9 protein-coding genes are annotated in these 12,279 nt (G+C 73.1%); 2 read left to right on the forward strand and 7 right to left on the reverse strand.

The features are described 5' to 3' along the window. Position 1: 1 nt before the first annotated feature. The 7 genes from mraY to mraZ all read right to left on the reverse strand — a co-directional run bounded on the left by mraY (position 2) and on the right by mraZ (position 9,975). Positions 2-1,060: a phospho-N-acetylmuramoyl-pentapeptide-transferase gene (gene mraY, locus ACFZBU_RS08005; RefSeq protein ID WP_355537423.1), complete on the reverse strand. Its 1,059-nt coding sequence runs from the start codon at positions 1,058-1,060 to the stop codon at positions 2-4. Next, positions 1,057-2,478: a UDP-N-acetylmuramoyl-tripeptide--D-alanyl-D-alanine ligase gene (gene murF, locus ACFZBU_RS08010; protein ID WP_391582635.1), complete on the reverse strand. Its 1,422-nt coding sequence runs from the start codon at positions 2,476-2,478 to the stop codon at positions 1,057-1,059. Before murF ends, mraY begins: the two co-directional genes overlap by 4 nt. Continuing rightward, the gene (locus tag ACFZBU_RS08015; RefSeq protein ID WP_391582636.1) at positions 2,475-4,148 is read right to left on the reverse strand and encodes a UDP-N-acetylmuramoyl-L-alanyl-D-glutamate--2,6-diaminopimelate ligase; all 1,674 of its coding nucleotides are present in this window, start codon (positions 4,146-4,148) and stop codon (positions 2,475-2,477) included. The genes murF and ACFZBU_RS08015 overlap by 4 nt, the downstream gene beginning before the upstream one ends. 96 nt (positions 4,149-4,244) lie before the next feature. Beyond that, positions 4,245-6,008, reverse strand: a complete 1,764-nt coding sequence (locus ACFZBU_RS08020) for a peptidoglycan D,D-transpeptidase FtsI family protein (RefSeq protein WP_391582637.1) — start codon at positions 6,006-6,008, stop codon at positions 4,245-4,247. A gap of 1,632 nt (positions 6,009-7,640) precedes the next feature. Then, positions 7,641-8,252, reverse strand: coding sequence for a hypothetical protein (locus tag ACFZBU_RS08025; RefSeq protein ID WP_391582638.1), 612 nt, complete (start codon positions 8,250-8,252; stop codon positions 7,641-7,643). Positions 8,253-8,280: 28 nt separating this feature from the next. After that, positions 8,281-9,234, reverse strand: a complete 954-nt coding sequence (gene rsmH, locus ACFZBU_RS08030) for a 16S rRNA (cytosine(1402)-N(4))-methyltransferase RsmH (RefSeq protein WP_391582639.1) — start codon at positions 9,232-9,234, stop codon at positions 8,281-8,283. Positions 9,235-9,534: 300 nt separating this feature from the next. After that, a complete protein-coding gene (mraZ, locus tag ACFZBU_RS08035) occupies positions 9,535-9,975 on the reverse strand; it encodes a division/cell wall cluster transcriptional repressor MraZ (protein WP_391582640.1) in 441 nt (146 codons plus the stop codon). A gap of 349 nt (positions 9,976-10,324) precedes the next feature. Between mraZ and ACFZBU_RS08040 the strand changes: the two genes are divergently transcribed. Together ACFZBU_RS08040 and ACFZBU_RS08045 are read left to right on the forward strand one after the other, a co-directional pair. After that, positions 10,325-10,849 (forward strand): beta-class carbonic anhydrase, encoded by a 525-nt coding sequence (locus ACFZBU_RS08040; RefSeq protein WP_391582641.1) that lies wholly within the window; start codon positions 10,325-10,327, stop codon positions 10,847-10,849. A 248-nt stretch (positions 10,850-11,097) separates the two neighbouring features. Continuing rightward, entirely contained in the window at positions 11,098-12,279 is a 1,182-nt protein-coding gene (locus ACFZBU_RS08045) for an AAA family ATPase (protein ID WP_391582642.1), read from the forward strand.

Genomic DNA, 12,279 nt, shown 5'->3' on the forward strand with positions numbered 1-12,279 from the left:
TTTACGTTCCCGTAACCCAGCCCGCGTAGAAGATGCCGATCCCGAGAATGGCGCACAGGCCGGCGATGATCCAGAACCGAACCACGATGAGTACTTCGGTCCACCCCTTGAGTTCGAAATGGTGCTGGAGCGGCGCCATTTTGAACACCCGTTTGCCGGTCATCTTGAAGTAGCCCACCTGGATGATCACCGACAGCGAGATGATCAGGAACAGGCCGCCGATGAGCGCGGACAACAACTCGGTGCGGGTGAGGATGGCCAGCCCGGCGAGCGCGCCGCCGAGCGCGAGCGAACCGGTGTCGCCCATGAAGATCTTGGCCGGCGACGTGTTCCACCACAGGAAGCCGAAACACGAACCCATCATCGCCGCGGACACGATCGCCAGATCCAGCGGATCGCGCACGTCGTAGCAGCCCACGCCGGGCGCGTTCAGGCAGGACTGGCCGTACTGCCAGACCCCGATGAAGGTGTACGCGCCGAAGACGATCACCGAGGCGCCGGTCGCGAGACCGTCCAGGCCGTCGGTGAGGTTGACGCCGTTGGAGTGCCCGGCGATCAGGATGTAGGCCCAGATCACGAAGAACACCGGCGTCAGGTCCAGCGCGGTGTCCTGCACGAAGGACAGGTGCGTCGACGCCGGCGTGAACCCGCGCGCGTCCTTGAACTGGATCGCCAGGAGCGCGAACGAGATGCCCACGAAGGACTGTCCGGCCAGCTTGGCCTTGGCCCGCAGACCCAGGCTGCGCTGCTTGACGATCTTGATGAAGTCGTCGACGAAGCCGACCAGGCCCAGGCCCGCCATCAGATACAGCACCAGCAGCGCGGACGCGCTCGGTGTCTCCAACGTGATCGCCTTGGCCCCGCCGTAACCCGCCAGCGCCGCCAGGATGATCACCGCGCCGCCCATGGTGGGCGTACCGCGCTTGCTGTGGTGTCCGGCCGGACCGTCGTCCCGGATCAGCTGGCCGTAGCCACGCTTGACCAGGATCCGGATCGCGAGCGGCGTACCGATCAGCGACAGCACCAGGGCGATGCCGCCGGCGATGAGGATGGCCCTCACCCGTGCACCTCCGCGTTGCTCACGTCGTCCCCGGCGGCGTCCGCCAACAGCGCGGCCGCGAGCCGTTCCAGGGCCACCCCTCGGGACGCCTTCACCAGTACGACGTCGCCCGGGGCCAGTTCGCCCCGGAGTAGTTCGACGGCCGCCTCTACGTCGGGCACCAGCACCGACTCCTCACCCCACGAACCCTCGTTCTTCGCGCCCATGTCGATCCAGGCGGCCTCCCTGCCGCCCACGGCCACCAGCCGGTGGATGTTCAGGCGTACCGCGAGCCGCCCGATCGCGTCGTGCTCGGTCAGCGACGCCTCGCCCAACTCCCGCATCTCGCCCAGCACGGCGAACGTACGATTGCCGCCCGCCATCGCGACGAGGGCCTTGAGCGCGGCTCGCATCGACTCGGGGTTGGCGTTGTACGCGTCGTTCACGACGGTCACCCCGTCGCCCCTGCGGGTCACTTCCATCCGCCAGCGGGAGATCGTACCGGCAGCGCCGAGGGCCGCCGCGATGTCCTCGACGGTCATGCCCACTTCGCGTGCCACGGCGGCACACGCCAAAGCGTTCGCCACGTGGTGCTCACCGTACAGGCGCAAGATCACCGGCGCACTGCCCTCCGGCACGCACAGCGTGAAGGAGGCACGGCCCTGCTCGTCGAGTGTCACGTTCTCGGCCCGTACGTCCGCCTTGGCGCTCTCGCCGAAGGTGACCACGCGGGCCTTGGTGCGTTCGGCCATCGCCCGCACGAACGGGTCGTCCTGGTTGAGCACGGCCACGCCGTCGGCCGGCAGCGCCTCGACGAGTTCGCCCTTGGCCCGGGCGATGCCCTCGCGCCCGCCGAACTCGCCCATGTGCGCGGAGCCGACGTTGAGGACCAGGCCGATCCGCGGCGGGGCGATCTCGCACAGGTAGGCGATGTCGCCGACGTGGCGCGCGCCCATCTCGGCGACCAGGTACCGGGTTTCCTCGGTCACGCCGAGGACGGTCATCGGCAGGCCGATGTCGGTGTTGAAGTTGCCGCTCGGGGCGATCGTCGGGCCGGCGTGGGCGAGCACCTGGCCGAGCAGGTCCTTGGTGCTCGTCTTGCCGGAGGACCCGGTCAGCGCGATCACCGTGGTGTCGGGATGCCGGTCGGTGATCGAGCGGGCGAGGCGGCCGAGCGCCCGGACCACGTCCTCGACGAGGATCGCCGGCGTGTCGGTGTCGCGCTCGGCGAGGACCGCGACGGCACCCGCCTCGATCGCGGCGCGCGCGTAGTCGTGCCCGTCGACGTGCTCGCCGCGCACGGCCACGAACAGCGTGCCGGGGCCGACCTTGCGGGAGTCCACGACCATCTCGGCGGTGATGCGCGCGTGCGGATCCGCGCCGCCCGAAAGCCGCCCTCCGAGAGCGGTGGCAATCTCGGCAAGAGTGGTGGAAATCACTGGTTCGTCTCCTCGGCACCCGAAGTGCCGGTCGCCGGGACGCCTGGGGTCGGGGTCTCGGACGTCGGGGTGTGCGTTGATGGTGCGGGAGCCACGATCCTCGCATCGTCGGACTGCTTCGGGGACGCGGGGCCGCCGTCCATGGTTCTGGCCACCGCGCGGCGCAGCTCGACCCGGTCGTCGAAGGGGTGTTTGACCCCGTTCGCGAACTCCTGGCCCTGCTCGTGTCCCTTGCCCGCGACCACGACCGTGTCGCCCGGCCCGGCCTGCCGCACCGCGAGCAGGACGGCCGCGGCCCGGTCCGGCTCGACCACCACGGTGCCGTGCGGGTCGGCGAGTCCCGGAATGCCGGCGAGCATCTCGTCCAGGATCGCCGAGGGATCCTCCGAGCGCGGGTTGTCGCTGGTGAGCACGACCCGGTCGGCGAGTCGGGCGGCGGCGGCGGCCATCAGCGGGCGCTTGGCCCGGTCCCGGTCGCCGCCCGCGCCGAGCACGATGGTCAGCGCCCCGGCGGTCACCGGGCGCAGCGCGGCGAGCAGCGTCTCCACCGCGTCCGGGGTGTGTGCGAAGTCGACCAGGGCCAGGAACGACTGCCCCGCGTCCACCCGCTCCATCCGCCCGGGCACGCCCGGGGTGCGGCCCACGCCCTCGACCGCGTCCGCGAGCGAGACGCCGCCCGCGGTCAGTGCGACGATCGCCAGCAACGCGTTGGACACGTTGAACGGGCCGGCCAGCCGCACGCTCGCGTCGGCCTTGTGCCCGTCCGGGCCCACCACGGTGAAGCGGCTGCCGTCCGGGCCGAGGTCCACGTTCTCGGCCCGCCAGTCGGCGTCCGCGGCGCCCGCCGCCGACACGGTCAGCACCGGCACGCTCGCCATCTTCGCGAGCCGACGCCCGTAGGCGTCGTCCACGTCGATCACGCCGATCCGCGAGCGGCGCGGGGTGAACAGTTCGGCCTTGGTCTCGAAGTACTCCTCCATGGACGCGTGGAAGTCCAGGTGGTCCTGGGACAGGTTGGTGAACAGCGCGACGTCGTACACGGTGCCGTCGACCCGGCCGAGCGCGAGCGCGTGGCTGGAGACCTCCATCACCGCGGCGGTGACGCCGTTCTCCAGCATCGACGCGAGCAGCGCCTGTACGTCGGTGGCCTCGGGGGTGGTGCGCACGCTGGGCACCACCTCCTCGCCGATCCGGGTCTCGACCGTGCCGATCACCCCGGTGGTACCGCCGCCGGCACGCAATCCGCCGTCGAGCAGGTAGGCGGTGGTGGTCTTGCCGTTGGTGCCGGTGACGCCGAACATCACCAGGTCCTCGGCGGGCCGCCCGTAGACCCAGGCCGCGATCTCACCCAGTCGGCCGCGCGGATCGTCCACCACCAGGGTCGGCAGGCCGCTGTCGGCGGCCAGTTCGGCGCCCGCCGGGTCGGTCAGCAGGGCCACCGCGCCCGCCGCCGCGGCCTGCCCGGCGAACGCGGCACCGTGGAAGTTCTCACCGGGCAGCCCGGCGTACAGATCCCCCGGGCGCACGGCCCGCGAGTCGTGGGTGACGCCCGTCAGCGTCGCCTCCGGGTCGCTCGCGGCCCCGGTGAGGGGGACGGAGACGAACCCGGCCAGGCCGGTCAGCGGTTGGGGGCGCACCTCGGCTGGGCGGCGCAGATCACGGTTGGGCACGGCGGGCAGGCTACCGCGCTTTGGGCCGTCGGCTCGTCCTCGGCCCGGTGCCGCGACCGGCGCCGACGGGACGGGCGCCGCCGGTCGCGGCATCGCTCACCACTCGATCGGCAGGTCCTGCGCCGCGGTGCCGCTCGGGGCGATCCGGCGGCTCTGCAGGGCGAACGTCATCACCTGCTGGAACACCGGTGCGCACAGGCTGCCGCCACCGCCGTCGATGCCCGGCGCCTGGAGCGTGACGGACACCACGACCTGTGGATCGTCCGCCGGGGCGAAGCCGATGAACGACGTCGTGTAGCCGTTGTAGCGGCCGGTCTTGGGGTCGACCCGGTTCGCGGTGCCGGTCTTGCCCGCGACCCGGTAGCCGGGGATCCGGCCGTTCTTGCCGGTGCCGCCCTCGTCGGCGACCACCGTCTCCAGCATGTCGCTCACCTGGCGGGCGGTCTCCGGGCTGACCACCACGGTCGACTTGGGTGCGGCGGCGGACTTGAACTTCCCGTCCGGGCCGGTGCTGCCCTTGACCAGGCTCGGTTCGATCCGCACTCCGCCGTTGGCGATGGTCTGGAACACCGAGGTGGCCTGGACCGAGTTGACCGACAGGCCCTGGCCGAACGGGATCGTGTACTGCTGGGAGCCGTTCCACTTCTGCGGCGGGGCCAGGATGCCGGGGGTCTCGCCGGGGAACTTCAGCCCGGAGGGTTGTCCGACGCCGAACCGGGTGAGGTAGTCGTGCAGCTTGGCGTTGGCCTCGGCGCGGTCGGGCGAGAGTTGCTCCGAGGCCAGGATCGTGCCGATGTTGCTGGACTTGGCCAGCACGCCGGCCAGCGTGAGCTGCTGGGTCGGGTGGTCGTGCTCGTCCTTGAACAACTGGTCGGCCCGGGCGAGTCGGTTCGGCACGGTCACGTGCGTGCCCGGGGTGGCCCGGCCCTCCTGGATGACCGCGGCCATGGTCATCACCTTGCCGGTGCTGCCCGGCTCGTAGGCCTCCTCGACGGCCCGGTTGCCGAGGTTGTGCACGTCGCCGGGGCCGATGTGGTTGGGGTCGTAGCCGGGCGCGGTGGCCATCGCCAGAATGTGGCCGGTTCGCACGTCCTGGACCACCACCGTGCCCGACTCGGACTTGGTCTCGGTGACCTTCGCGGCGATCAACTGCTCGGCGTACCACTGGAGGTCGCGCGAGACGGTCAACTGCACGTCGGCTCCGGGCACCGCCTCCTTGCCGGTGAGGTCGGAGGTGGGCACCCGACGGCCGTAGACCATCTCCTGGGTGGTCCGGCCGTCCTTGCCCGCCAGTTGGCCGTCCAGGGTCATCTCCAGACCGCCGCCGCCGTGTCCGGTGGCGTTGACGAAGCCGACCAGGTTCGCACCGACCGGTCCGGCCGGGTAGACCCGCTTGCTGTGCTTGGTCGAGTAGATGCCGACCAGGTCGTTGCGGCGCACCTTGCCCAGGTCCTTCTGCACCTGGTGGATGTGGTTCCACACCGCCGGCTCGACCTGTGCGGCGAGCACCACGTAGCGCGACTTGGGGGTGCGCAGCTTCTCCTCGATGGCGACCGGGTCGCCGTTGACGAGCGGGGCCAACGCCACCGCGGTGGCATGCGGGTCGTACTTCTGCACCTGGGTGGGGTCGGCGGTGACGTCGTACGCGTCCACCGACTTGGCCAGGCTCACCCCGGAGGCGTCGGTGAGCGAGCCGCGTTCGGCCGGGACGTTGACGGTCTGGGTGCGCTTGGCGGCGGCCTGCGCGGCGTACGCGGGCGCGTCCAGGGCCTGCAGCTGGAGCAGCCGGCCCGCGAACAGGGTCAGCACCACGCCGAGCGCGATCAGCCCGATCCGCAGCCGCTTGCGCGGATCGCCCATCCGCGCGCCCGCCCGCGGCCGGCGGGCGGGTCGAGGCCTTCCGGCCGGGTGCGCGTCGCGGGTGCGACCGGGCCGGGCCGTCCCCGGACGCGGTCGGGCCGGGCGCACCGGCCGAGCGCCGGCGTGGTCGTCCCGGGCGCCGCGCGCGGCGCCGTCGCCGGCGACCGGGCGCGGGCGCCGCGGCCGTTCCGGCCGGCCGGGCAGATCGGCTCCCCGCGCATCGGGTCGCGGCCGCGGGCGCGGCCCGGGACGCGCGCCCGCGGCCGCACCACCCTCGGCCGGTGCCTCCGTCGACCTCGGCCGCGGCCCACGCGCGGCCGAACGCTCGTCGCGAGACCGCTCACCCGCGCCCGCCCGCCGCCCGGCCCCGGCCGAACCCGCACCGGCATCCCCGGCGCCCGACCGACGCGACCGCTCACCGGCCGCCGCCGCACCGCCCCGCGGGCGCGCCGGACGCCCACCGGACGCCGCGTCACCGGCGCCGGCGCCGGCCGAACGCTCGCCGGAGGCGGCGGCACCCGCCCGCAGCCGGGACCAGAGCCCACCCGAGGCGCCGGCACCGGAACGCGGCCGACCGGGCCGCCCACCGGACGCCGAGCCGCCCGCACCGGAACGCGCCGAACGCTCACCGGACCCCGCGTCACCACCACGCGGCCGGCCCGTCCGCTCACCGGACGCCGCGTCACCCGCACCCGGGCGACCCCACCGCCCACCGGATGCGCCCGCACCGGAACGCGACCGGGGCGAGCCCGCGCCGCCGGATCCGGCATCGCCCGTCCGGGGTCGCGCCGGGCGCCCGGCCCCGTCGCCGCGCGCCGCGGTCGGACCTGCGCCGGATGTGGCCTCGCCCGCCCGGGGGCGAGCCGCCCCGGGAGCGTCGGGCCGGCTGCCCCGACGCGCCGGAGGTGCCTCCTCGCCGGCGGGTCGGCGCGGACGGTCCGGACGCGGGGTGCGCGCACCCGACTCGGCCCGCTCCCCGCCGGCTGCCCGGGGGCGGCCCGCGCCCGGCTCGGCCCGCTCCCCCGTGCCCGCGCGCGGACGCGCGGCACGCGGCGCGGGCGGGTCGTCCTGCGCACCGGCGCGCGGGCGCCGCCCGTCCGCCGCACCCGAGCCGTCGGCCGGACGCGGGCGGGACCGGCGGTCCGAGGACGCGGCCGGGTCGGCGCCACGCTCCCGGCGGGCCCGCCCGGCCGAACGCGGCTCGTCGGGATCACGCGGATCACGGGGGTCACGGCGTCCGTCGGTCACGCGAGGTCCCTTCACCTGGACTGGGCAGCACCCGAACTCGGCGGCATGCCGCACCGGGCGGCGTATACGTACAACGAGCGAACGGGCGAGCGGCGCCGATGCGATCGCCCCCGCCCCGCCCCGAACCGCGGATCCGCCCGTTCGGCGGCGCCGTCGGGGCCGATCCGAGGGGCGACACCGCCCGAACCCGAGCCTCCGGCACCACCGACGACGCCCGGGGCGGCCCGAAGGACCGCACAGCCCAGCCGGTCGTCTCGCCCGCCGAGCCGCGACGGCGGGTGCCGTGGCCCGGGGAGGTCGGGCAGCCGGGCCCGAAGCCGGCCGACCCGCCGAGCCGAGTGGATCGGCCGCCGGGGTGGGCGAACCGATCGGCGGCGAGCACCGTCAACGGGTCGCTTCCGGCGGCGTGGCGCCGACCGCGCCGGCCGGCGCGGTGGAAGCCGGCGGGGCCGGGGTCGCCGAGGCGGTGCTCTCGGGCGCGCCGGATGCACCGGATGCACCGGGCGTGCCGGGGTCGGCCGGAGCCGCCGGGGCAGGGCCGGCCGGAGCCGGTGCGCCCGGACCGCCACCGGCCGCGGGCGGCGCCGCGGATGCGGGCGACACGGGGGTCGCGGGCACCTCGGGCACCAGCGGCGGCTTGGACGTGGCCGCCTTCGGGACGCCGAGCACGCGCCCGGTCGCCGGGTCGATGAACACCGGGCTGCCGCCCGGGACCATGCCCAGTTCCTGGGCGCGTCGCGCGAGTTCGCCCGGCGCGGCCTTGGCGTCCAGTTCGCGCTGGAGCGCCTCCCGGTCGTCGGTGAGCTGGTCCTGCCGCTTCTGCAGCCGGCCGAGTTCGAACGAGCCCTGGTTGAGCGCGGTGTTGAGCAGCAGCAGGGACAGCAGGCCGCCGCCGAGCAGGGCGACCACGAGCACCACGAACGGGGTCCGCGTCGAACCCTTGGCCTGGTGCGCGACCAGCCGGATGCGGGTCATCGTCCTTGCCGCGCCGCTCATCCCCGGCTCCCCCGTCCGCCGCGTCGATTCACAGGTCTTCCCGCACCCGCTCCGCCGCTCGCAGCCGCACCGAGGCCGCGCGCGGGTTGTCCGCGTTCTCCTGTTCGCTCGCCTTCTCCGAGCCGCGGGTGAGCAGCTTGAGCCGGGGCTGGAGGTCCTCCGGGACCACCGGCAGATCCGGCGGTGCCTTGCTCTCGGCACCGGCCGCGAGCACGCGCTTGGTCATCCGGTCCTCCAGCGAGTGGTAGGACATCACCACGATCCGCCCGTGCAGCGCCAGCGCCCGGACCGCCGCGGGCAACGCGCGCTCGAGCACCGCGAGTTCGCCGTTGACCTCGATCCGCAGCGCCTGGAACGTGCGCTTGGACGGATTGCCGCCGGTACGTCGCGTGGCGGCCGGGATCGCGGTGCGCACGATGTCGACCAGGCGCGCGCTGTTGGTGAACGGCTCCTTCTCCCGCTCGCGCACGATCGCGTCGGCGACCCGGCGGGCGAACCGCTCCTCGCCGAAGTCGCGCAGGATCCGGGCCAGGTCGCCCGCGGTGTAGCTGTTGAGGATGTCGGCCGCGGTGATGCCCACCGTCGGGTCCATCCGCATGTCCAGCGGCGCGTCCTGCGCGTAGGCGAAGCCGCGGTCGGCCCGGTCCAGTTGCAGCGAGGAGACACCCAGGTCGAACAGGATGCCGTCGATCCGCGCGATACCGAGCCGCGCCAACACCTGCGGCAGTTCGTCGTAGACCGCGTGCACCAGCGTGGCGCGCTCGCCGAAGCCGGCCAGTCGGGCGCCGGAGCGCTCCAGTGCCTCCGGGTCGCGGTCCAAGCCGATCAGCCGTGCCTCGGGAAAGGCCGTCAGCAGGGCTTCGCTGTGCCCGCCCATGCCGAGCGTCGCGTCCACCACGACCGCTCCGGGCGCGCGCAGCGCGGGGGCGAGCAGCTCGACGCACCGTTCCAGCAGGACCGGAATGTGGGCGGGCGCCGTCACGGCCCCTCCACCATCGTCGCGTTCACTCCGGGCCCTTCGTCGTGCGGAAACCCGCAGTCTAGGCCGTGTCCGGCGGATCCCGGTGGATCGGGGAGGCGGCCCCGGAGGCCGCGTCGCGAGGTGCCGGGAGAACATGCCGTCAGGTCCCCGCCCGCTCGTCTGGGGAAGTGACCTCTGGCACCGGGGAAGGAGTGCCAGAAAGCTCGGAGCGGGTGGAGGCCTCGCCGCACGTGCGTCACGGTCGAGATCGCGTTCGGGAGGGATGCGGGGAGAGGTGCGACATCGAGCGTCGCGCCTCGGTCACAGCAGGCCGGGCAGCACCTCCTCGGACAGCTCGGCGAAGGACTGCTCCTGCTCCGCGAGGTAGTCGTGCCAGGTCCGCGCCGCCCACAGCTCGACCCGGGTGTTGGTCCCGATCACGACGCAGTCGCGGCTGTCCCGGTCGAGCCCGGCGTAGTCGCGCAGCGGTTGCGGCACCAGCACCCGCCCCTGCTTGTCCGGCACCGCGTCGGATGCGCCCGCATAGAAGACCCGCATGTAGTCCCGGGCGGCCTTCGAGGTCACCGGTGCCTTGCCCAACTGCTCGGCGATCCGGGTGAATTCCGCGATGGGCCACACATAGAGGCAGCGTTCCTGCCCCTTTGTGATCACTAGGCCCTCCGCCAACTCGTCCCGGAACCGAGCCGGCAGGATCAGCCGGCCTTTTTCGTCCAACCGGGGCTCGTATGTGCCCAGGAACACCGAGCACCTCCGGCCGCCACGTGGAGCTTCGCAGCTCCATTTCCCGCCACTCTACTCCACCAAACCCCACGGTCAACCCTTTTCGGGCGCGTCACTCTGTTCACAGCACCGACAAAAGCCCAGGTCAGAAGGGGTGCATCCGAAGAACCACCCGATTGCGCGCCCCCCGCACGCCACTCCCCCGCCTCGGGCGCGGGTTTCCACCTCCACACCATTGGGATCCCGGTACGAATCTCTCATTCGGGGATTAGCACCCATAGACCCGAAATAGTGACGAGCCATCCCTTTCCTCCAGAGTGTGACTCCCCCCACGAGGCGAAACGCGGTGCGGGTCGCTAACGTCCTGACCATGGTCGATCGTCTTGTCGCCGCCAACCGGCACTACGCGGAGAAGTACCGCGACCCCGGCATGTCCGCGATGCCGGTCCGGCATACCGCCGTCGTCACGTGCATGGACGCCCGCCTGGACGTGCACGCGATGCTCGGGCTCGAGTTGGGCGACACGCACGTGATCCGCAACGCGGGCGGCGTGGTGACCGACGACGTGGTGCGTTCGCTGACGATCAGTCAGCGCCACCTGGGCACCACGCAGGTCGTGCTGATCCACCACACCCAGTGCGGCATGCTCACGGTGACCGAGGATTTCCGCCGCGAACTGGAGGCCGACACCGGCCTGCGCCCGCAGTGGGCGGTCGAGGCGTTCGTCGATCTCGACGGCGATGTGCGTCAGTCGATGAACCGCGTGCGCAGGTCCCCGTTCCTGTTGCACAACGACACGGTGCGCGGATTCGTATACGACGTCACCACCGGCCTGTTGCGCGAGGTTTTCCCCCTCCCGGACGTGCAACCGGAAGGCGCCCCCGAGCAGTCCTAGGGTCCGTCGCCCCGATCTTGCCGACCCGTTTTCCGACTCGGCACCGCACTATCGAGGAGACCGACCCGTCTCGGCCGAGCCATTTTCTGCCGACCGGACCGTCCCCACGGCGCGTCGACTACCCTCCGGAGTCGCATCGTGCGTCGTCCGGGCCGTCCAACGGGGTGACGGCAGCGCACGCTACCGGGAGAATCGGCCTGTGGCCCTGACCCAGGGCGTGCACAACGCGGTTCCAGGGAGGGGCACGGGTGTCGACGTTCAACGATCAGGCCGGTCTGGGGGATCTGACGGTCACCACCGATCGGATCCGCGGGGCCATGGAGACCGTGATCGAGGGCAAGCCCGAGGTCGTCCGCCTCGCCTTGACCGTATTGCTGGCCGAGGGCCACCTGCTCGTCGAGGACGTTCCGGGAGTCGGCAAGACGATGCTGGCCAAGGCGCTCGCGCGCTCGGTCGACTGCGAGATGCGCCGGGTGCAGTTCACCCCGGACCTGCTTCCCTCGGACATCACCGGAGTCAGCGTCTTCGACCAGGAGAAGCGCGAGTTCGAATTCAAGCCCGGCGCGATCTTCGCGAACATCGTGGTCGGCGACGAGATCAACCGGGCCTCGCCCAAGACCCAGTCCGCGCTCCTGGAGTGCATGGCCGAGCGTCAGGTCACCGTCGACGGCACCACATACGAGCTCCAGGCGCCGTTCATGGTGATCGCGACGCAGAACCCGGTGGAGATGGAGGGAACGTATCCTCTCCCCGAGGCGCAGCGGGACCGGTTCATGGCGCGCGTCTCGATGGGCTACCCCGCCGCGGACGCCGAGCTGCGGATGATCGGCGGCCACAGCGCGGGCTCGCCGCTGACCGACCTGACCCCGGTCGCCGACGCCGCGGACCTGGTCCGGCTCGCGGACGCCGTGCGCCGGGTGCACGTGTCCCCGGCCGTCGCGCGCTACGCGGTCGACCTGGTCAACGCCACCCGCCGCTCCCCCGAACTGCGCCTGGGCGCCTCGCCGCGGGCGACCCTGCACCTGGTCCGCGCCTCCCGCGCGGCGGCGGCGCTGGACAACCGCGACTACGTGCTCCCGGACGACCTGCAGACGCTGGCCGTCGCGGTGCTCGCACACCGGCTGCTGCCGACCGCCGACGCGCAGATGGCCCGGCGCACCCCGGAACAGATCGTCACCGACATCGTCCGCCAGGTCCCGGTCCCCGGCTCCCCGACCGGCCAGGTCCCGCCGGCCCAGGGTCGGGTCGGCGCACCGCAGACCGTGCAGCCCCCGCCCGCGCCGCCCGCGCACATGCCGTACCCCGGCGGCGTCCCGCAGCACAACGGCGGCCGGCCGTACCCGACCCAGGCACCCACCGCGCACCAGGGCTACGCGCCGGTGCCGTCCGACGGTCGCCTCGGCGGCACGGGTTCCGGGGCGGCGCGCTGA

Origin of the sequence: Embleya sp. NPDC008237 (assembly GCF_042956465.1) — a bacterium.
In the GTDB taxonomy this organism is placed as follows: Bacteria; Actinomycetota; Actinomycetes; order Streptomycetales; family Streptomycetaceae; genus Embleya.